This window comes from Mycobacterium sp. Marseille-P9652, from assembly GCF_902652685.1.
GTDB lineage: Bacteria > Actinomycetota > Actinomycetes > Mycobacteriales > Mycobacteriaceae > Mycobacterium.
This window is the reverse complement of record NZ_CACRUY010000021.1, coordinates 1-20,472: the sequence shown is the minus strand read 5'-3', so window position 1 is coordinate 20,472 and position 20,472 is coordinate 1. Positions and strand designations below refer to the sequence as shown.

The following is a 20,472-nucleotide window of genomic DNA, read 5'->3' as shown; positions in this document are numbered from 1 at the left end:
CCGATGGCTCGTGTTGCGGGGGTGACCGCGGCCGCCGTCGCGGTGGTGACGCTGGCGGCATGCTCGACTTCGGTGCAGGGTAAGGCAATTCGTGCACCCGGTGAGGCGACGGTTTCGTCGTCGGCGACGTTTCGGCCCGCGCACCCACCCGTCGCCGCGCGTGATCTGCTGCTGCAGAACGGTGATGTCACGCCCCTGGGTCCGGTCACCGCGGCCCCCATCGGCGACTCCTACTTCACCAGCGCCCAGCCGCCGGAGTGCTCGGCGGCGTTGTTGTTCGAGAACTCGCCGCTGCGGCCACCCGGGTTGTCCGATCACGCCGAATCGTCGTATCGGGTCACCGGTTCGGCGTTGTACGCCGAGGCGGTCGACCGGTACGACCGGGACCTCAACGTTCACGACGTGGTGTGGAACGGTTTCCGTGACATCGCCAACTGCCGCGGCGACGCCGTGGGTGTGGCCCCGCAAGGGCAGGCGCCGCCGCTGCACCTCAGCTTGTTCAGCACCGGTGACGGCGTCCTGACGTGGACCATGACGCGGCCGGACTGGACCTGCGACTACGGGCTGGCCGTCCTTCCCCGGCTGACCGCGCTGCTCTCGGCCTGCGACGCCAAACCCGGCTTCCCCATGGCGGATTGGGCCGCCAAGCGGCGCTCGCAGATCGACGGCCGGACCGCCTGACGCAACGCAAGGATTTCGCAAGCGCTCGCGTCTAGCCTTCCCGGCTATGAACGTGCAAACCTATGTCGCTCGCCTCGCCGCGCGGGCCTTGGTGGCCGGCGGTCTGGGTCTGGCCTGTCTCGGCCCGGCCGCGGGAACCGCCGGGGCGCTACCGGCACCCATGCCGCTCGACGCCTGGCCGGGTTGCCCGAACGACCACCCGGAGGGCCCGTGTCACTGGTGCCCTGGCCAGCCCCTGCCCCCGACCGGCAATCACGTCACCAACCCGGTGATCTGGGACAACAACATCTGCCACACCTACTATTACGTGTACTTCGGGCAGGGCAACGTCGCCCAGAACATCTGGGACGGCGAAAACCCGCCGCCGCCCCCTCCGCCGGCGCCACCGGGTCTGATCAACAAGGACAACTGCCAGCAGATCCTCGGGATGTTCTGCCCGCACGCCTGACGGGTCTCACCAGCCCCACTCGTCGTCGTCGAGCACGTCGACGGTGAGGTCGTTGTCGGCAGGGCCCTTGGTGCCGTAGGCGAACGTGAGCATGGTGCGTTCGTCGTCGAGGCATTCGACGCCCACGACGGTGGCGTGGCCGATCTTCATGCGGATCCTGTCGCCGGGCTTCAATTCGTCAACACGTTTGAGCGGCACGTTCACCCGTCACGCTGGTCGCTGGTTCCCTGGTGTCGGGCATGAGACACAGGATGACAGGCCGCAGGTCCGCCGGTGACCATAACGGCGGAGGAACGGAAGGCTCAGTCCAGGACCCAGGCGACGAAGTCGGTCACCGCGTTGAGCACTCGGCGGGGCCACGTCTCCTCGGTGCCGTGCTTCTTCCCGCCGTGTCTCGCGCTCGGGAGGGGGTCCGCCGACGGGCGCGCGGCCGGCCCCGAAACCAGCTGCGTGGCCACGACGTCGAGGAACGCGTCGACCTCGTCCTCGTTGTAGCCGCGCTTCCCGATCGGCGGCTTGGAGAAGGCGACGGTGCGGACGTCGTCCGCGGTGAGTGGGGGCATCGCCGAACCGCGCAGGGTCGCCTCGATGCGGTCGAGGAATGCGTCGACCTCGTCCTCGTTGTAGCCGCGCTTCCCGATGGGTGGCTTGGAGAAGGCGACGTCGTGCACCTGCGCGGCGGAGAGGCGGCCCGGCTCGGCCGGCACGCTGAGCCGGTTCTCAAGATCCGAGATGCGCCGCTCGGGGTCGTCGTGATCCATGAGGGAATGGTGGCACCGACGAACTCCGGCGGCCAATAGTCGTGTCCCCGGGGACCACTAGCCTGGATGGGTGCCCGATCCCGCCACGTACCGCCCCGCGCCCGGGTCGATCCCGGTCGAGCCGGGCGTCTACCGGTTCCGGGACCCGCACGGGCGCGTCATCTACGTGGGTAAGGCCAAGAGCCTGAGGAGCCGGCTGACGTCCTACTTCCAGGACATCTCCGCCCTGCATCCGCGCACCCGGCAGATGGTGACCACCGCGGCCAAGGTCGAGTGGACGGTGGTCAACACCGAGGTCGAGGCGCTGCAGCTCGAATACAACTGGATCAAGGAGTTCGACCCGCGGTTCAATGTCCGCTACCGCGACGACAAGTCCTATCCGGTGCTGGCCGTCACGCTCAACGAGGAATACCCCCGGCTCATGGTCTACCGCGGCCCGCGGCGCAAAGGGGTGCGTTACTTCGGTCCTTACTCGCACGCGTGGGCCATCCGCGAGACGCTGGACCTGTTGACCCGGGTCTTCCCGGCCCGGACGTGCTCCAACGGAGTGTTCAAGCGCCACAGGCAGATCGACCGCCCCTGCCTGCTGGGCTACATCGACAAGTGCTCGGCGCCGTGCGTGAACCGGGTCAGCGCCGCAGAGCACCGGCAGATCGTCGACGACTTCTGCGATTTCCTGTCCGGCAAGACCGACCGGTTCGCCCGCGAGCTGGAGCAGCAGATGAACGCCGCGGCCGAGGAACTCGACTTCGAGCGGGCCGCCCGGCTCCGTGACGACCTGGGCGCCCTCAAACGCGCGATGGAGAAGCAGGCCGTCGTGCTGGGCGACGGCACCGACGCCGACGTGGTCGCGTTCGCCGACGACGAGCTCGAGGCGGCGGTGCAGGTGTTCCACGTCCGCGGCGGACGGGTGCGCGGCCAGCGCGGCTGGATCGTCGAGAAATCCGGCGACCCGGGGGAGTCCGGCGAGGAGCGGCTGGTCGAGCAGTTCCTCACGCAGTTCTACGGCGAGCAGGCCGAATTGGGTGGTGCCGCCGACGAATCCGCCAACCCCGTACCGCGCGAGGTGCTGGTGCCGTGCCTGCCGTCGAACTCCGAGGAGCTGTCCAGCTGGCTGTCCGGCCTGCGGGGCTCGCGGGTGGTGCTGCGGGTGCCGCGCCGCGGTGACAAGCGCGCGCTGGCCGAGACGGTGCAGCGCAACGCGAAAGAGGCGCTGCAGCAACACAAGCTGAAGCGCGCCGGCGACTTCAACGCCAGATCGGCGGCGCTGCAGAGCATTCAGGACGCACTCGGCCTGTCCGAGGCGCCGCTGCGCATCGAGTGCGTCGACGTCAGCCACGTGCAGGGCACCGACGTCGTGGGCTCGCTGGTGGTGTTCGAGGACGGCCTGCCCCGCAAATCGGACTACCGGCACTTCGCGATCCGCGAAGCCGCCGGTCAGGGCCGCTCGGACGACGTCGCCTCCATCGCCGAGGTGACCCGCCGCAGGTTCCTGCGGCACCTGAGCGATCGCAACGATCCCAATGTGCTGTCGCCGGAAGGCAAGTCCCGCAAGTTCGCGTACCCGCCCAACCTGTACGTCGTCGACGGCGGCGCCCCACAGGTCAACGCGGCCAGCGCCGTGCTCGAGGAACTCGGCATCACCGACGTGGCGGTGATCGGCCTGGCCAAGCGGCTGGAGGAGGTGTGGGTGCCATCCGAGCCGGATCCGCTCATCATGCCGCGCAACAGCGAGGGTCTGTACCTGCTGCAGCGGGTGCGCGACGAGGCCCACCGGTTCGCCATCGCCTACCATCGCAGCAAGCGATCCAAGCGAATGACCGCGTCGGTGCTCGATTCGGTGCCAGGATTGGGTGAGCATCGCCGCAAGGCGCTGGTCACGCATTTCGGATCGATAGCCCGCCTCAAGGAGGCCACCGTCGAGCAAATCACCGCCGTACCGGGGATCGGCGTGGCCACCGCCACGGCCGTCCTCGAGGCGCTGCGACCCGAAGCGCCCGGAGCTGCCGAATGACGGGTGACCTCACCGACAGCCACCCGGGCTCCACGAACGAAGGCGCCGCGGCGGACATCGACGTCGTCCTGGTGACCGGGCTGTCGGGCGCCGGGCGCGGCACCGCCGCCAAGGTCCTGGAGGACCTGGGCTGGTACGTGGCCGACAACCTGCCGCCGCAGCTCATCACCCGCATGGTGGACTTCGGGCTCACGGCCGGCTCCCGGATCACGCAGCTGGCCGTCGTCATGGACGTGCGGTCGCGGGGTTTCACCGGCGACCTGGACGAGGTGCGCACCGAGCTGGCCACCCGCAACATCACCCCGCGGGTGGTGTTCATGGAGGCGTCCGACGACATGCTGGTGCGCCGCTACGAGCAGAACCGGCGCAGCCACCCGCTGCAGGGCCAGCAGACGCTGGCCGAGGGGATCGCCGCCGAGCGCCGGATGCTGGCCCCGGTGCGGGCCACGGCCGACCTGATCATCGACACGTCGACGCTCTCGGTGCGGGGCCTGCGGGAAAGCATCGAGCGCGCGTTCGGCGGGGACGCGGGGGCCTCCACCAGCGTCACCGTGGAGTCCTTCGGGTTCAAGTACGGCCTGCCGATGGACGCCGACATGGTGATGGACGTGCGGTTCCTGCCCAATCCGCACTGGGTCGACGAGTTGCGCCCCCTCACGGGTCAGCACGCGGCGGTGCGCGACTACGTGCTGAGCCAGCCCGGCGCGGCCGAGTTCCTGGACGCCTACCATCGACTCCTGTCCCTGGTCGTCGACGGCTACCGGCGGGAGGGCAAGCGGTACATGACGGTCGCGATCGGCTGCACCGGCGGCAAGCACCGCAGCGTCGCGATCGCCGAGGCCCTGGCGCAGCTGCTGCAGACCGATGCGCGGCTGGCGGTGCGGGCGCTGCACCGGGATCTGGGCCGCGAATGACTCAACCGATCAACAGGGGCATCGTCGCGCTCGGGGGCGGGCACGGCCTGTACGCGACGCTGTCCGCGGCGCGCCGGCTGACCCACCACGTCACCGCCGTGGTGACCGTCGCCGACGACGGCGGTTCGTCCGGCCGGCTGCGTAGCGAGCTGGGCGTGGTGCCCCCGGGCGACCTGCGAATGGCGTTGGCGGCGTTGGCATCCGACAGCCCCCACGGGCGGCTGTGGGCGACGATCCTGCAGCACCGGTTCGGCGGCGACGGCGCGCTGGCCGGGCATCCGGTGGGCAACCTGCTGCTGGCCGGGTTGTCCGAGGTGCTGGCCGATCCGGTCGCGGCCCTCGACGAGCTCGGGCGCATCCTCGGCGTCAGGGGCCGGGTGTTGCCGATGTGTCCCATCGCCCTGCAGATCGAGGCCGACGTGTCCGGCCTGGAGACGGATCCACGCATGTTCCGGCTGATCCGAGGTCAGGTGGCGATCGCGACCACCCCGGGCAAGGTGCGGCGGGTGCGGCTCCTTCCGCCCGACCCGCCGGCGACGAGGCAGGCCGTCGACGCGATCATGGCCGCCGACCTGGTGGTGCTGGGGCCGGGGTCGTGGTTCACCAGCGTCATCCCGCACGTGCTGGTTCCCGGCCTCGCGGCGGCGTTGCGGGCCACCACCGCCCGGCGGGCGCTTGTGCTCAACCTGGTGGCCGAGCCGGGGGAGACGGCCGGGTTCTCGGTCGAGCGCCACCTGCACGTCCTGGCCCAGCACGCGCCCGGTTTCACGGTGCACGACATCGTCATCGACGCCGACAGCGTGCCGAGTGAGCGGGAACGCGACCAACTGCGTCGCACGGCGACGCTGCTTCAGGCCCAAGTCCACTTCGCCGACGTGGCCCGACCTGGTACACCTTTACATGATCCGGGCAAGCTCGCGGCGGCCCTGGACAGTGTCCTGGCGGTCCATCGAGGCGCGGGGGCGCCTTCGGTCACGGCCACCGCGGAAGTCCGGGTCGACGGTGCAAGTCCAACCGAGGGGTGACGGCGCGTGGCGATGACGACCGAAGTCAAGGACGAACTGAGTCGTCTGGTGGTGAAGTCGGTCAGCGCGCGCCGCGCCGAGGTCACCTCCCTGCTCAGGTTCGCCGGCGGCCTGCACATCGTGGGGGGCCGGGTGGTCGTGGAGGCCGAGGTCGACCTGGGGAACATCGCGCGGCGCCTGCGCAAGGACATCTTCGAGCTCTACGGCTACAACGCGGTGGTGCACGTGTTGTCGGCCAGCGGAATTCGCAAGAGCACCCGCTACGTGCTGCGGGTCGCCAACGACGGCGAGGCGCTGGCCCGCCAGACCGGCCTGCTGGACAACCGCGGGCGTCCGGTGCGGGGGCTGCCCGCCCAGGTCGTCGGCGGCAGCGTCGCCGACGCCGAAGCCGCCTGGCGCGGCGCCTTTTTGGCGCACGGCTCGCTGACCGAGCCGGGCCGCTCGTCGGCGCTGGAGGTCAGCTGCCCCGGCCCGGAGGCCGCGCTGGCGCTGGTGGGTGCTGCGCGCCGTCTCGGGGTCAGCGCCAAGGCCCGCGAGGTGCGCGGCGCCGACCGGGTGGTGGTGCGCGACGGCGAGGCGATCGGCGCCCTGCTCACCCGGATGGGCGCGCAGGACACCCGGCTGGTGTGGGAGGAACGGCGCATGCGCCGCGAGGTCCGGGCGACGGCCAACCGGCTCGCCAACTTCGACGACGCCAACCTGCGCCGCTCGGCGCGCGCCGCTGTCGCGGCGGCGGCCCGGGTCGAGCGAGCGCTGGAGATCCTCGGCGACACGGTCCCCGACCACCTGGCCCAGGCCGGCAAGCTGCGCGTCGAGCACCGGCAGGCGTCGCTGGAGGAGCTCGGCCGGCTCGCCGACCCGCCAATGACGAAAGACGCTGTGGCGGGCCGTATTCGGCGCCTGCTGTCGATGGCCGACCGCAAGGCGAAGGTCGACGGCATTCCCGACACGGAGTCGGCCGTGACGCCGGACCTATTGGAGGACGCCTGAGCTAGGGCTACGGTCAACCCATGAAGCGGCTTTCGAGTGTTGACGCGGCGTTCTGGTCTGCCGAGACCGCGGGCTGGCATATGCACGTGGGCGCCCTGGCGATCTGCGATCCGCGCAAGGCGCCCGAATACAGCTTCCAGCGCGTCCGCGAGCTGATCGAGGAGCGCCTGCCCGAGTTGCCGCAGCTGCGGTGGCGGGTCACGGGAGCGCCGCTCGGGCTCGACCGGCCCTGGTTCGTCGAGGACGAGGACCTCGACATCGACTTCCACATCCGCCGCATCGGCGTTCCCGCGCCGGGCGGCCGGCGCGAGCTCGAGGAGCTCGTCGGGCGGCTGATGTCCTACAAGCTCGACCGCTCCCGGCCGCTGTGGGAGATGTGGGTCATCGAGGGCGTCGAGGGCGGGCGCATCGCCTCGCTGACCAAGATGCACCACGCCATCGTCGACGGGGTCTCGGGCGCCGGCCTGGCCGAGATCCTCCTGGACGTCGAGCCCGAGCCGCGCCCGCCGTCCAACAACGGGGCGGTGGACTCGCTCGCCGGGTTCCAGCTGCCGGGCCTCGAGCGGCGCGCGATCGGGGCGCTCATCAACGTCGGGGTCAAGACGCCGTTCCGCATCGCCAGGCTCGTCGAGCAGACGCTGCGCCAGCAGATCGCCACCTTCGGCATCCGCAGCCGCCCGCCGGGCTACTTCGAGGCGCCGGTGACGCGGTTCAATGCGCCCGTGTCGCCGCACCGCCGCATCACCGGCTGCCGGGTGGAGCTGGCCAGGGTGAAGGCGGTCAAGGACTCCTTCGGGGTGAAGCTCAACGACGTGGTGCTCGCGCTGGTGGCCGGCGCCGCGCGCGAATACCTCGACAAGCGTGGGGAATTGCCGACCAAGCCACTGATCGCCCAGATCCCGGTGTCGACCCGCACCGACGACAGCAAGAGCGACGTCGGCAACCAGGTGAGCTCCATGACGGTCACCCTGGCCACCCACATCGACGACCCGGCCGAGCGGCTGCGCGCCATCCACGAGAGCACGCAGAGCGCCAAGGAGATGGCCAAGGCGCTGTCCGCGCACCAGATCATGGGCCTCACCGAGACCACCCCGCCCGGGCTGCTGCAGCTGGCGGCGCGCGCCTACACGGCCAGCGGGCTGTCACGGAATCTCGCGCCCATCAACCTGGTGGTGTCCAACGTTCCGGGGCCGCCGTTCCCGCTCTACATGGCCGGCGCCAAGCTGGACTCCCTGGTGCCGCTCGGGCCGCCGGTCATGGATGTCGCCCTGAACATCACGTGCTTCTCCTATCAGGACAACCTCGACTTCGGCTTCGTGACGACGCCGGAGGTGGCCAACGACATCGACGACATGGCGGACGGCATCGAGCCGGCGCTCACCGAACTCGAGAACACGGCGGCGCTCGACTAGCGCATGGCGGGACGGCCGAACAAAGCGCAGGCGGGCTCGACCGGCGACAGCTACCACCACGGCGATCTGCGCCGGGCGCTGCTCGACACGGCGGTGGAGCTGGCGAGGGCGGGCGGGCCCGACGCGGTCGTGATGCGCGACGTGCAGCGGCGGGTCGGCGTCAGCAACGCGGCGGCCTACCGGCACTACTCCGACCGCGACGCGCTGATGGCCGCCGTCATCGCGCACGCCCTGCGGCAACTGGCGGCCAGCATGAAGACCGCCATCGCGGCAACGCCCGAGCGCGGACCACGCAACCGGCGGGCGCTGGCGCGATTCCGCGCGACGGGCCAGGCGTATATCGACTTCGCGCTCGCCGAGCCCGGCCTGTACCGCACGGCGTTCGCGCCGCACCCGGCGGGGCGGCAGCCGGTGCACGGCCCCGAAGACGTTGCGGAGCAGGATCATCCGTTCAACATCCTGCGGCAATGCGTCGACGACCTGGTCGCCACCGGGGTACTCGCCGCCCGTCAGCGCGAGGGCGTCGACGAGGCGGCATGGGCGGCGGTGCACGGCCTCGCGACGCTGTTCCTCGACGGGCCGCTCAGCACGTTGGGCACGGGAGAGAAGAAGCGGATCTCCGACCGGCTGCTGGACACGATCGAACGGGGCGTCGGATCGGCCTGAGAAAGTTGACGGCGTTAACATTGCGGCGCTAGTCTGGATCGATGGACCGCTTCGCAGGCCGGTACGGGCCGTGGGCATTGATCACCGGCGCCAGCGAGGGGATCGGCCGCGAGCTCGCCACCGCGGTCGCCCGCCGCGGCCTCAACGTGGCGCTCGTCGCCCGGAGAACGTCTCGGCTGCAACATCTTTCGCAGGAGATCCGCGAGGCCCACGGCGTGCAGACTCAGATCCTCGCCGCCGACCTGGCGCAACCGGACGCGGTTCGCCGCCTCGCCGAACAGACCCGCGACCTCGACGTGGGACTGCTCGTGCTGGCCGCCGGATTCGGCACGAGCGGCCCGCTGACGGACTCGGCGCCGGACACGCAACTGGAGATGATCGCGGTGAACGTCGCCGCGGTGACCGCGCTCGCGCGGGCGTTCGCGCCGCGCCTGGTGGCCCGTGGCCACGGGGGAGTCGTGCTGTTCGGGTCGATCCTCGGCTGGCAAGGGGTGCCCGGCCAGGCGACCTATGCCGCCACCAAGGCGTACGTTCAGGCGTTCGCGGAGGGGCTGCGCGCCGAGTTGCGCCCCGACGGCGTGGACGTGCTGTCGGTGGCGCCGGGTCCCGTCCACACGGGCTTCGCCGCCCGCGCCGGCCTGAGCATGACGTCGGCCGACACCCCGGACGTCGTCGCCAAGGCGGCGCTGGCGGCGCTGGGGCGGCGGACCACCGTCGTGCCGGGAACACGGGCCAAGCTGCTGACCGCGGCGCTGGCGTCGCTGCCGCGGCGCTACCGCACGGCGATCCTGGGAAGCGTGATGCGACGCATGCGCAGTCCCGAGCGCGCCGCGGCCGCCTACGGCTAGCCGGTCGGCCGGTTCGTCGCGTACACCCACGACAGGAACCGCGCGACCGCCTCGGCCGACCGGTGGGCGCGCGGTGAGCCGAAGATGTCGAAAGCGTGCTGCGCGCTCGGCAGTTCGGCGTAGGCGACCGGGGACTTCGACACCGCCCGCAGCTCGTCGACGAACTCGCGAGCCTCTTCCACCGGGATGAGCGAGTCATTGGTGCCGTGCAGGACGAAAAACGGTGGCGCGTCGGGACTCACGTAGCGAATCGGCGAGGCGTCGAGATAGATGTGGCGATGGGTGTCGAGTTTGCGCTTGACGACGAGCCGTTCGAGCACCTCGATGAACTCTTCTCGCCCGTCGGCGTCCGTCGAATACCAGTCGTAGCGGCCGTAATACGGGACGGCCGCCACCACGGACGTGTCGGCCTCCTCGAATCCCGGCTGGAACTTGGGGTCGTTCGGGCTCAGCGCGGCCAGGGCCGACAGGTGACCGCCGGCCGAGCCGCCGCTGATCGCCACGAAGTTCGGGTCGCCGCCGTAGCGCACGATGTTCTCCTTCACCCACGCCAGCGCGCGCTTGACGTCGACGATGTGATCGGGCCAGGTGTGCCAGGGGGAGACGCGGTAGTTCATCGACACGCACACCCAGCCGCGCGACACCAGGTGGCTCATCAGCGGATAGGCCTGGGGGCGGCGCCAGCCGATCATCCATGCGCCGCCGGGCACCTGCAGCAGCACCGGCGCCTTGCCGTCACGCGGCAGGTCGCTGCGGCGCCAGATGTCGGCGAGGTTGGCCCGGCCGTGCGGGCCGTAGGACACGATGTTCTGCTTGTCCACGTAACGGCGCCGGGCCACGGTGGTGCGCAGGGGCAGCTGTCGGCGCCCGGCGCGCGGTCCCGAGAGTTCGGTTGGCAGCGAGGCCAATTCGTCGGCGTAGTCGAGGCCGAGCTGTTCCTGCAGCCCGGCCTCCAGCACCGGCCCCGGGGTTTTCGCGCCGAGGTAGGCGATCGCACCCAGGATCGGCCAGGACGCGGCCGTCATCGCCAGCGCCAGCTTGCCGGTGCGACCGGCGAAGTCGCCGCGCCGGCCGCGGCGGACGGCATCGAGCATCGAGGCGGCGGCGTACAGGGCCGGCACCTCCGACGTCGGCCAACCGAACCAGAACACCAGCACCGAGGCGTAGGTGTTGCGGCTCAACGGGCGTAACCCGTTGGCGGCGTTGGCCAGTTCGAGCGCCGCGCGCGTCAGCGGCCGGGGGCGGCGGGCCCATGCGAACCTCACGAGCCGCCTACCCGCGCCTGCAGCTCGTTGCGCAGGATCTTGCCGGTGCTGCCGCGGGGCAGCTCGTCGAGGACGGCTATCTCGCGGGGCACCTTGTAGTTGGCCAGGTTGTCGCGCACGTGCTGCTTGAGGGTGTCGGGGGTGGCCGAAGCGCCGGCATTGAGGACGACGAAGGCCGCCAGCCGCTGTCCATACTGCTGGTCGTCGACGGCGATCACCGTCGCCTCCGCGACGTCGGGGTGGGCGGCCAGTACCTTCTCGACCTCGATCGGGTAGACGTTCTCTCCACCGGAGACGATCATCTCGTCGTCGCGGCCGACGACGAACAGCCGGCCGGCGTCGTCGAGGTAGCCCACATCGCCCGACGACATGAAGTCGGCGTGAAAGTCCTTGGTGCTGCCCGAGGTGTAGCCGTCGAACTGGGTGTCGTTGCGCACGTAGATGGTTCCCACCTCGCCGGTGGGCAGCTCGTTGAATTCCGGGTCCAGGATCCGGATCTCGGTGCCGTCGGCGGGGCGACCCGCGGTGTCGGGCGCGGCGCGCAGGTCCTGCGGGGTGGCGGTGGCGATCATGCCGGCCTCGGTGGCGTTGTAGTTGTTGTAGATCACGTCGCCGAACTCGTCCATGAACGCCAGGACCACGTCGGGCCGCATCCGGGAACCGGACGCCGCGGCGAACCGCAGGGTGCGGCCGCTGTAGCGCCTGCGGACGTCGGCCGGCAGCTCCATGATGCGGTCGAACATGACCGGCACCACGATCAGCCCGGTCGCCCCATACCGATCGACGAGGTCGAGGGTGGCCTCCGGGTCGAACTTGCGGCGGGTGACCACCGTGCACGCCATGGACGCGGCGAACACCAGCTGCGAGAAGCCCCACGCGTGGAACATCGGCGCCACGATCACCGTGGTCTCCCCGGTACGCCAGGGCGTGCGGTCCAGGATGGCCTTCAGCGTGCCGACACCGGCGTTGCCGCCGGACTGCTTGGCGCCCTTGGGTGTTCCGGTGGTGCCGGAGGTGAGCAGGATCATCCTGCCCTTCTTGCCGGTGCGCTCGGGTTGCTGACCGGCGTGGTCGTCGACGAGCTTGTCCACCGTCAGCTCGTGCGGGCCGTCGGCCCACGCGACGATCCGGGTGGCGCCCGGCTTGTCCGCGAGCGCCCGGTCCACCGTCTCGGTGAACTCCTCGTCGTAGATGACGGTGTCGACGCCCTCACGGTTGACGACGTCGGCGAGCGCCGGCCCGGCGAATGAGGTGTTGAGCAGCAGGATGTCCGCGCCGATCCGGTTGGCCGCGACCAGCGACTGGACGAACCCCCGGTGGTTGCGGCACATGATGCCGATGACGGTGGGCCGGCCGCCTGGCAGTTGCTGCAGCGCGGCGGCCAGCGCGTCGCTCTGCTCGTCGAGCTGCCCCCAGGTCAGGGTGCCCAGCTCGTCGATCAGTCCGGGTCGGTCCGGGCAACGCTGTGCCGCCGCGGCGAAACCCGAGGTGATGCCGAGGCCTTCGCGGCGCATGGCGGCGGCGATCTTCAGGTAGCGGTCGGGCCGCATCGGCGCGATGATGCCGGCGCGCCGCAGGGTCGCTACGAGGCCGACGGCCTGGCCGAGACGAGTTGCCATGGGTCAGCCCAGGATTGGGAAGCGTCGCGTGGCGGCCAGCGCGGTGAGGGCCTCCTGCATCACCGTCCGCACGTGCTCGTCGACCTCGTCGATGTCCGGGTCGTCGCCGAACGTCGCGGCGATGTCGATCGGCGGCAGCACCTGCGTCACGATCTTCGTCGGCAGCGGGACATTGGGCGGGATGACGGCGCTGAACCCGAACGGGAAGCCGAACGACATCGGCAGAATGTCGCTGCGCAGCAAGCGTTTCACGCCGAGGCGCTCGGCCAGCCAGGTACCCCGCGACAGGTAGAGCTGGGTCTCCTGGCCGCCGATCGACACGGCCGGCACGATGGGCACGCCCGCCTCGATCGCCGTCCTCACGTAGCCCTTGCGGCCGTTGAAGTCGATGACGTTCTCCGACAGCGTCGGCCGGTAGGCGTCGTAGTCGCCGCCCGGAAAGACGATCACGACGCCGCCGGAGCGCAGCGCCGCGTCGGCGTTCGCCCGGTTGGCGCGGATGTAGCCGGTGCGCCGGAGGAGCTGCCCGCTGGGGCCGGCCATCAAGATGTCGTGGCTCAGCGTGTACACCGGCCGGTCGTAGCCGAACTTCTGGTAGAAGTCGACGCTGAACACCGGGACGTCCATCGGGAACATGCCACCGGAGTGGTTGCCGACGACCAGAACCCCGCCGGGCGGGAACGAATCGAGGCCCCGGACTTCCGACCGGAAATACGTCTTGAGGAACGGGCGCATCACGCTGACCATGCGCCGGGTCATGCCGGGGTCGAACTTGTCGAGGTCCCCGGTGTCTGGCTTGTCGCTCACGTTCTCCCCTCGAGCCTCCGGCCGGCGGCGCCGCCGCGTCGAATCGATGGTAGCGACCGGGCACTGGGCCGCCGTCAACGCGTTTGGAAATTGGGCGACCAGGGCATATGGTGCCCGCCGGATACTGGCGCTATGGTTACCAAGCCCACCGAGGGCCCACCAGGGCCCACGCAGGCCGCAGGCCCCGCTCGAGTGAGGAGACCACGATGGAATTCGCAGGTTTGTCTCACGGACACGGCGCCCGGCCCGGCGTCACGCGCGGCCCTCGCAACCCCCGTGAGCAGCGCGTCCACCGGCCGGGTCCGGCCGGCGTCCCGCGCCACGCCGGCGTCGGGAGCCCCGCCCCGTCACCCGGCGGGGAGCTGCCCGCGGACCACCAGCAGGCCGATTACTTTCTGCGGTTGCTCATCCAGAACCGCCGGCTCATCGACCACCGGATCGACGAGTACCGCAAGGCGGTCGCGGTCGCCGAGGCCAAGGGCGATGCGGACGGCGTCCGGACCTTCAACCGCATGACGTTCGCCGAACAACAGGATCGCCAGGCCCTTGACGGCATGATCGACAGCCTGCGACGGCGCTTCCCGCGTCGGGCCCCGGGGGACGGCACGACGAAGACCGCGCCGTCGCTCGCGGGCCGCTAGGCCGGCACCGGCGCGGTCTGAGGCGGGCAGGTGACCGGCGTCGGCGGCCCGCCGGTCTCGGTGGTGGCCCGGCAGATGTACGCCGATCGCGAGGACTTCATCGCCGATCTCGTCGCCGTGACCCTGACGCAGATCCGGGCGCTGGACCACGACGCCCGCCTCGCGGACCTGTTGAGGGCGAGCATCACCGAAAACGTCGTGGCGGCAATCCATTACCTCGATCTGGACGCGCCGGAGATCCCGCCGGGAGCGCCGGCCGCGGCGCTGGGGTATGCGCGCACGCTCGCGCAGCGCGACGTCCCCCTGTCGGCGTTGATCCGGGCGTATCGGATCGGACATGCGCGCTTCCTGGACGCCGCCATGCGACACGCCTCCGCGCTGCCGGGCCACGACCGGGTGGCGGCGATCGTGGAGCTGGTGAACCGGTCGGCGCGCTGGATCGACCTGGTATGCGACCAGGTCGGCGTGGCCTACGAACGGGAACGCGACCGGTGGGTCAGCCGGCGCAGCGGCCTGCGCCAGCAGTGGGTCGGCCAGGTGATCGCCGGCAACCCGATCGATGTCACCCGCGCGGAGGAGGCGTTGGGCTACCGATTGGGCGGAACGCACATCGCGGCGGTGCTGTGGGCGGACGCCGACGTGCCCACCCCGGAGGTGGTGGAGTTGTTCGACCGAGCGCGGTCGGTGCTGGCCACGGCACTGGGCGCGATCGGCCCCGCGCTCATGGTGCCCACCGACGAACGCGAGGCGCGGCTGTGGTTTTCGGTGCGCTCGGCGGAACTGGCGTCCACGTCGCGGGTGCGCTCAGCGGTCGAGAAGGCCGGGATCAAGGTGCACGTGGCCTTCGGTGACGTGAGCGACGGGCTGGTCGGCTTCCGGCAATCGATGAGGCGGGCCGAGCGGGTGAAGGCGCTCGCGCTGGCCGGCGGCCATCGGCCCGCCCGCCTCACCTTCTACCGGGAGGTGGCGCCCACCGCCCTGATGGCCGGTGATCTCGAGGATCTGCGGGCCTTCGTCGGTGACGTGCTGGGGGAGCTCGGCGTCGACGACGAACGCACGCGCTTGCTGCGGGAAACCCTGCGCGAGTTCCTGGCCCGCAACCGCAGCTATGTGGCGACCGCCGACGCGATGATCCTGCACCGCAACACGATTCAATATCGGGTGGCGCAGGCGACGGAACTCTGCGGGCTGAGCTTCGACGATCCCGATGCGGTGCTCAAGGTGCAGGTGGCGCTGGAGGCGTGCCGCTGGATGGCTCCAGGGGTCCTGCGCGCGCCCGGGTAGTGCATTCGTGCGGAGCGCACAAAGGCCGCTGTGAGCTTCGTCGCCCCGGCATATGGTGTGTGATCCACGCACGCGGATATCGTTGCTGGCATCGGCGACTCACCCTGTCGGCCACATAGATCCGATCCCGAAAGAGGACCCCATGGGATTCATGGCACCAGAACTCCCGGACGTCGATCACAAGACCTGGCCGACCCTGCCCCGGGCCACCCGGCTGCAGGTCGTCACCCGGCACTGGGCCGAACACGGCTTCGGGACTCCGTACGCGGTGTACCTGCTGTACCTGATCAAGATCGCGCTGTACGTCGCGGTGCCCGCCGCGATCATCTCGCTGACCCCGGGCCTCGGCGGCCTGAGCCGCATCGGTGACTGGTGGACGCAACCGATCGTGTACCAGAAGGTCATCGTCTTCACGCTGCTGTTCGAGGTGACGGGCCTGGGCTGCGGATCCGGGCCGCTGACCGGGCGATTCATGCCGCCGATCGGGGGCATCCTGTACTGGTTGCGGCCCAACACTATTCGGTTGCCCGCCTGGCCGGGCAAGGTTCCGTTCACCGCCGGTGACAGACGCACCGTGTTCGACGTCGCCCTGTACGCGATCGTGCTGGGCGGCGGAGTCTGGGCGCTGCTGTCTCCCGGTCACGGCGGGCCCGTGACCGCCGCCGGCGACGTCGGCCTGATCGACCCCGTCAGGGTCATCCCGACGATCGTCGCGCTGGCGCTACTGGGCCTGCGGGACAAGACCATCTTCCTGGCGGCCCGCGGCGAACACTACTGGCTGAAGCTATTGGTGTTCTTCTTCCCGTTCACCGACCAGATCGCGGCCTACAAGATCATCATGCTGTTGTTGTGGTGGGGCGCAGCGACTTCCAAGCTCAACCACCACTTCCCCTACGTGGTGGCGGTGATGACGAGCAACAACGCGCTGCTGCGGCCCAAGCTGTTCAACCCGATCAAACACATGCTGTACCGCGACCACGTCAACGACCTGCGCCCCTCTTGGTTGCCCAAGCTGATGGCCCACGTCGGCGGCACCACGGCCGAATTCGTGGTCCCCACCGTGCTGGTCTTCTTCGCCGGGGATCACCCGTGGCGATGGTTCCTCATCGGGTTCATGGTGATCTTCCACCTCAACATCATCTCCAACCTCCCGATGGGGGTTCCGTTGGAGTGGAACGTCTTCTTCATCTTCTCGCTGTTCTACCTGTTTGGGCACTACGCTTCGATCCGGGCGACCGACCTCCGCTCACCGGTGTTGTTGGCCCTCATTATCGTCGTGGTGGCGTTCGTGATCGCGGGAAACATGTTCCCCAAGAAGATTTCGTTCCTCCCCGCGATGCGGTATTACGCCGGCAACTGGGCCTCCAGCGTGTGGTGTTTCCGCGCGGGCGCCGAGGAGAAGATCGACGCCGAGGTCGTCAAGAGCTCCGCGTTGGTCGTGAATCAGCTTGCGCGGCTGTACGACCCGGAGACCGCGGAGATCATGGCCGACAAGACGGCCGCCTTCCGGGCGATGCACGTGCACGGCCGGGCGCTCAACGCCCTGCTGCCGCACGCGATCGACGACGAGTCCGAGTACAAGATCCGGGAGGGCGAGATCGTCGCCGGGCCGCTCGTCGGGTGGAACTTCGGCGAGGGCCACCTGCACAACGAGCAGCTCCTGGAAGCGGTGCAGCGCCGGTGCGGCTTTGAGGACGGCGACGTCCGCGTGATCGTCCTCGAGGGCCAGCCGATCCACATCCAGAAGCAGTGGTACCGCATCTTCGACGCCGAGCGCGGCCTGATCGAGGAAGGCTACGTCGACGTCAAGGACATGCTGACCCGCAACCCCTGGCCCGAACCCGGCGACGAGTTGCCCGTCCACGTGACGACTCAACGCAGCGCGCGATGACCACGGCGGTCGTGGTCGGGGCCGGGCCCAACGGCCTGGCCGCGGCGCTGCACCTCGCGCGGCACGGCGTCGACGTCCAGGTGCTCGAGGCGCGCGACAGGATCGGCGGGGGAGCGCGCTCGGGTGAGTTGACGGTGCCGGGCGTCATCCACGACCACTGCTCGGCGTTTCACCCGCTGGGGATCGGGTCGCCGTTCTGGAAAGAGGTCGGCCTGCAGCGCTACGGCCTGACGTGGAAGTGGCCGGAAATCGACTGCGCGCACCCGCTCGACGACGGCAGCGCCGGCCTGCTGTACCAGTCGCTAGAGCGCACGACGGCCGGCATGGGACCCGACGCCACGCGGTGGCGCCGCGCCGTCGGGGACCTCGCCTCCGGGTTCGACGCCCTGGCCGAAGACCTGATGCGCCCGGTGATCAACGTGCCGCGGCACCCCGTTCGCCTCGCCGGGTTCGGGCCGCGCGCGCTGCTCCCCGCCACCGTGATGGCCCGGTGGTTCCGCACCGAACAGGCGCGTGCGCTGTTCGGCGGCTCGGCCGCGCACGTCTACACCCGCCTGGACCGGCCGCTCACCGCGTCGCTCGGGCTGATGATCCTGGCCAGCGGGCACCGGTACGGCTGGCCAGTCGCCGAGGGCGGCTCGGGGGCGATCACCAGGGCGCTGGCGGCGGCCCTGGAGGAGCACGGCGGGAGCGTGAGCACCGGGGTGACGGTCAACGACCGCGGTGACATCCCCTACGCCGACCTGGTGATGCTCGACCTCAGCCCGGCCCTGGCGCTGCGGATCTACGGCGACGCCATGCCCGCCCGCATCAGGCGGTCCTTCGAGCGTTACCGCGAGGGGTCGTCGGCGTTCAAGGTCGACTTCGCCATCGAGGGCGACATCCCGTGGACCAATCCGGACTGCGGCCGCGCCGGCACCGTCCACCTCGGCGGCACATTCGACGAGGTGGCCGACACCGAACGTCAACGCGCACAAGGCAAGATGGTGCCGCGGCCGTTCGTGCTCGTCGGGCAGCAGTACGTGGCCGACCCGTCGCGCTCGGCGGGCAACGTCCACCCGGTCTGGGCCTATGCGCACGTGCCGTTCGGTTACACCGGGGACGCGACCAACGCCGTCGTCGACCAGATCGAGCGGTTCGCGCCGGGATTTCGCGACCGTGTCGTCGCCACGGTCAGCAAGAGCACGGCCGAACTGCAGGCCTACAACCCCAACTTCATCGGCGGCGACATCATCGGCGGCTCCAACGACGGGCTGCAGGTCATCTTCCGCCCGCGGATCGCCGTCGACCCGTACACGATCGGCGTGCCGGGGGTGTACCTCTGTTCGCAGTCCACACCGCCGGGGGCGGGCGTCCACGGGCTGTGCGGCTACTACGCCGCCGAGTCGGCGCTGAAGTGGCTGCGCAAGCGGGGCGGTCACTGACCGCATTCCGGCGCAGGCTCGCCGTGGCCGAACCGTGACCGAGTCTTGACCAATTGCGCACGCGCCCTTGCACTTCCGCAGCTCACGGCCCCCATACCATGGCTATTGCAACCTTGTCAGTTAAGAGGAATAGGGGCCATGGCGGTAATTCGGCGCGCTCTTGCCGTGATCGGAATCGCTGCGAGCGTGGCCGCGGCGCCCGGCGTAAGCCAGGCCGCGGCGAACAGGTCGTACGGATTCACCGTCGCCTCGGTCCTGCCCGCGCGTGGCGCGGTCGTGGGTGTCGCGTACCCGGTGGTGGTGAGGTTCAGCGGCCCCGTGGCAGACCGGCGCGCCGCCGAGCGCACCATCGAGGTCAGGTCCGCGCCCCCGATGACCGGAAGGTACGAGTGGGTCGACAACGACGTGGTGCAGTGGGTTCCCGATCGGTACTGGCCGCCGCACACCACGGTGGCGCTGTCGGTGGGCGGATTGTCCACTGAATTCCACACCGGCCCCAAGGTTCTCGGAGTGGCCAACATCTCTGATCACACGTTCACCGTGACCATCGACGGCGTCGAGGCGGGACCGCCGCAGTCGTTGCCGGCGCCGCATCACCGACCCCACTTGGGCGAACCGGGCGTGCTTCCGGCCTCGATGGGCCGGCCGGAGTACCCGACGCCGGTCGGTTCCTACACCGTCCTGGACAAGCGACGCACGGTCACCATGGACTCGAGCAGCGTCGGAATCCCCGTCGATGCCCCCGACGGCTACCGGATCCCGGTGGACTACGCGGTGCGCATCACCAACCATGGGCTGTACGTGCATGCGGCTCCGTGGGCCGTGAACGCGATGGGCCTGGACAACGTCAGCCACGGGTGCATCAGCCTGAGCCCCGAGGACGCCGAGTGGTACTACAACACGGTCAATGTCGGCGACCCGGTGATCGTGCAGGAAGCGGCGCCGGAGTCGGTGCAGCAACCGCCGCAGCCGCAGCAGCCGCCGCGGCCGCAGCCACCGCTGCTCTGGGAAGCCCCGCCCAGCTAGACGACCGGACGACGGTCCTTCCGCGAGCGCCTCGCAACCCCTTGTCTCGCAGGCGTTCCCGACTCTTCCGCGCGCTAGGCGCATAAGGCTCACGTCGCGAGTGTGGCCAGGTCACCGCAACCATCAGCAGGCCCCGAAATGAACGGACCCGCTGGGAGCTCCCAGCGGGTCCGTGCGGCGGTTGATCGGGCTCAGCGGGCGGGACCCGCGGGCAGCGGCTGACCGGCGACGGGGCCGCCGGCCGGGGCCGGACCGGTCGGCGCGCCCTTGCCGGTGCCGGACATGTCGATGATCGGGGCGGCACCGGCCGGCGCGGCCCCTTCGACGGGCCCACCGGCGAGTGCGATCAGCGGAGCGCCGACGGGCACCACCGGCACCGGGGCGCCGACGGGCACCGGCGCGCCGACCGGGATGGGCGCGCCCACGGGCACGGGTGCGCCGACCGGGATGGGCGCGCCGACGGGCACGGGTGCGCCGACCGGGATGGGCGCGCCGACGGGCACGGGCGCGCCGACGGGCACGGGCGCGCCGACGGGCACGGGCGCGCCGACGGGCACGGGCGCGCCCACCGGGACGGGTGCGCCCACCGGGACGGGCGGCCCGAGCGCGATCAGCGGCGCACCGGCGGGCACCACCGGAACCGGACCGGGTACCACCAGCGGGACGCCGGCCATGTCGGTGAGCGGGGCGCTGGTCGCGCAGACTTCGGCCGCGGGTGCCGGGCCACCGTCCCCGCCTCGCCCGGTGTGCGGGCGG

At 70.5% G+C, this 20,472-nt stretch carries 18 protein-coding genes and 3 pseudogenes; 14 read left to right on the top strand and 7 right to left on the bottom strand.

What is annotated here, in order from left to right; all coding sequences use genetic code 11:
- Positions 1-3: 3 nt before the first annotated feature.
- Both GPY60_RS13305 and GPY60_RS13300 read left to right on the top strand, forming a co-directional pair.
- Complete coding sequence (locus tag GPY60_RS13305; RefSeq protein WP_156688147.1) at positions 4-681, top strand: hypothetical protein; 678 nt, start codon at positions 4-6, stop codon at positions 679-681.
- 46 nt (positions 682-727) lie between these two features.
- Complete coding sequence (locus tag GPY60_RS13300; protein WP_231639639.1) at positions 728-1,129, top strand: hypothetical protein; 402 nt, start codon at positions 728-730, stop codon at positions 1,127-1,129.
- A 6-nt stretch (positions 1,130-1,135) separates the two neighbouring features.
- Here GPY60_RS13300 and GPY60_RS26625 read toward each other — a convergent pair whose 3' ends face one another.
- The 3 genes and pseudogenes from GPY60_RS26625 to GPY60_RS27085 form a co-directional block, all read right to left on the bottom strand.
- Positions 1,136-1,279, bottom strand: a complete 144-nt coding sequence (locus tag GPY60_RS26625; RefSeq protein WP_197283660.1) for a hypothetical protein — start codon at positions 1,277-1,279, stop codon at positions 1,136-1,138.
- A gap of 152 nt (positions 1,280-1,431) precedes the next feature.
- Positions 1,432-1,671, bottom strand: a pseudogene (locus GPY60_RS27725) (DivIVA domain-containing protein); the annotation flags it as partial.
- A 33-nt stretch (positions 1,672-1,704) separates the two neighbouring features.
- Positions 1,705-1,836 (bottom strand): annotated as a pseudogene (locus tag GPY60_RS27085) (DivIVA domain-containing protein); the annotation flags it as partial.
- A gap of 124 nt (positions 1,837-1,960) precedes the next feature.
- Here GPY60_RS27085 and uvrC point away from each other — a divergent pair.
- From uvrC to GPY60_RS13260, 7 genes and pseudogenes are all read left to right on the top strand, one after another.
- Positions 1,961-3,904, top strand: a complete 1,944-nt coding sequence (gene uvrC / locus GPY60_RS13290) for an excinuclease ABC subunit UvrC (protein ID WP_156688145.1) — start codon at positions 1,961-1,963, stop codon at positions 3,902-3,904.
- A complete protein-coding gene (gene rapZ, locus GPY60_RS13285; RefSeq protein ID WP_156688144.1) occupies positions 3,901-4,818 on the top strand; it encodes an RNase adapter RapZ in 918 nt (305 codons plus the stop codon). The genes uvrC and rapZ overlap by 4 nt, the downstream gene beginning before the upstream one ends.
- Before the next feature lie 8 nt (positions 4,819-4,826).
- Positions 4,827-5,859 (top strand): annotated as a pseudogene (gene yvcK, locus GPY60_RS13280) (uridine diphosphate-N-acetylglucosamine-binding protein YvcK).
- Positions 5,856-6,833 (top strand): DNA-binding protein WhiA, encoded by a 978-nt coding sequence (whiA, locus tag GPY60_RS13275; RefSeq protein ID WP_156688142.1) that lies wholly within the window; start codon positions 5,856-5,858, stop codon positions 6,831-6,833. Before yvcK ends, whiA begins: the two are co-directional and overlap by 4 nt.
- A 20-nt stretch (positions 6,834-6,853) precedes the next feature.
- Positions 6,854-8,245 (top strand): WS/DGAT/MGAT family O-acyltransferase, encoded by a 1,392-nt coding sequence (locus tag GPY60_RS13270; protein WP_156688141.1) that lies wholly within the window; start codon positions 6,854-6,856, stop codon positions 8,243-8,245.
- 3 nt (positions 8,246-8,248) lie between these two features.
- Positions 8,249-8,911: a TetR/AcrR family transcriptional regulator gene (locus GPY60_RS13265; protein WP_156688140.1), complete on the top strand. Its 663-nt coding sequence runs from the start codon at positions 8,249-8,251 to the stop codon at positions 8,909-8,911.
- 41 nt (positions 8,912-8,952) lie between these two features.
- Complete coding sequence (locus GPY60_RS13260) at positions 8,953-9,759, top strand: SDR family NAD(P)-dependent oxidoreductase (RefSeq protein ID WP_156688139.1); 807 nt, start codon at positions 8,953-8,955, stop codon at positions 9,757-9,759.
- Here the strand turns inward: GPY60_RS13260 and GPY60_RS13255 are convergent.
- Genes GPY60_RS13255 through GPY60_RS13245 form a run of 3 tightly spaced genes read right to left on the bottom strand, consistent with a single transcriptional unit; the run spans position 9,756 to position 13,402 of the window.
- Positions 9,756-11,024, bottom strand: a complete 1,269-nt coding sequence (locus GPY60_RS13255) for an alpha/beta hydrolase (RefSeq protein WP_156688138.1) — start codon at positions 11,022-11,024, stop codon at positions 9,756-9,758. The genes GPY60_RS13260 and GPY60_RS13255 overlap by 4 nt on opposite strands.
- Complete coding sequence (gene fadD12, locus GPY60_RS13250) at positions 11,021-12,643, bottom strand: acyl-CoA ligase FadD12 (RefSeq protein WP_156688137.1); 1,623 nt, start codon at positions 12,641-12,643, stop codon at positions 11,021-11,023. Before fadD12 ends, GPY60_RS13255 begins: the two co-directional genes overlap by 4 nt.
- A 3-nt stretch (positions 12,644-12,646) precedes the next feature.
- Positions 12,647-13,402 (bottom strand): lysophospholipid acyltransferase family protein, encoded by a 756-nt coding sequence (locus tag GPY60_RS13245; protein WP_156688199.1) that lies wholly within the window; start codon positions 13,400-13,402, stop codon positions 12,647-12,649.
- 254 nt (positions 13,403-13,656) lie between these two features.
- Between GPY60_RS13245 and GPY60_RS13240 the strand changes: the two genes are divergently transcribed.
- The 5 genes from GPY60_RS13240 to GPY60_RS13220 all read left to right on the top strand — a co-directional run bounded on the left by GPY60_RS13240 (position 13,657) and on the right by GPY60_RS13220 (position 19,716).
- The gene (locus GPY60_RS13240; protein WP_156688136.1) at positions 13,657-14,091 is read left to right on the top strand and encodes a hypothetical protein; all 435 of its coding nucleotides are present in this window, start codon (positions 13,657-13,659) and stop codon (positions 14,089-14,091) included.
- Positions 14,092-14,166: 75 nt separating this feature from the next.
- On the top strand, positions 14,167-15,375 hold the full coding sequence (locus GPY60_RS13235; RefSeq protein WP_370462719.1) for a PucR family transcriptional regulator: 1,209 nt from the start codon (positions 14,167-14,169) through the stop codon (positions 15,373-15,375).
- A gap of 142 nt (positions 15,376-15,517) precedes the next feature.
- Positions 15,518-17,266 (top strand): DUF3556 domain-containing protein, encoded by a 1,749-nt coding sequence (locus tag GPY60_RS13230; RefSeq protein ID WP_156688134.1) that lies wholly within the window; start codon positions 15,518-15,520, stop codon positions 17,264-17,266.
- Positions 17,263-18,690 (top strand): phytoene desaturase family protein, encoded by a 1,428-nt coding sequence (locus GPY60_RS13225; protein WP_156688133.1) that lies wholly within the window; start codon positions 17,263-17,265, stop codon positions 18,688-18,690. The genes GPY60_RS13230 and GPY60_RS13225 overlap by 4 nt, the downstream gene beginning before the upstream one ends.
- Positions 18,691-18,828: 138 nt before the next feature.
- Positions 18,829-19,716 carry a L,D-transpeptidase gene (locus tag GPY60_RS13220; protein ID WP_156688132.1) on the top strand — a complete coding sequence of 296 codons (888 nt, stop codon included), beginning with the start codon at positions 18,829-18,831 and terminating at the stop codon, positions 19,714-19,716.
- A 191-nt stretch (positions 19,717-19,907) separates the two neighbouring features.
- Here GPY60_RS13220 and GPY60_RS26620 read toward each other — a convergent pair whose 3' ends face one another.
- Entirely contained in the window at positions 19,908-20,390 is a 483-nt protein-coding gene (locus GPY60_RS26620) for a hypothetical protein (RefSeq protein ID WP_444850858.1), read from the bottom strand.
- Between the last annotated feature and the right edge of the window lie 82 nt (positions 20,391-20,472).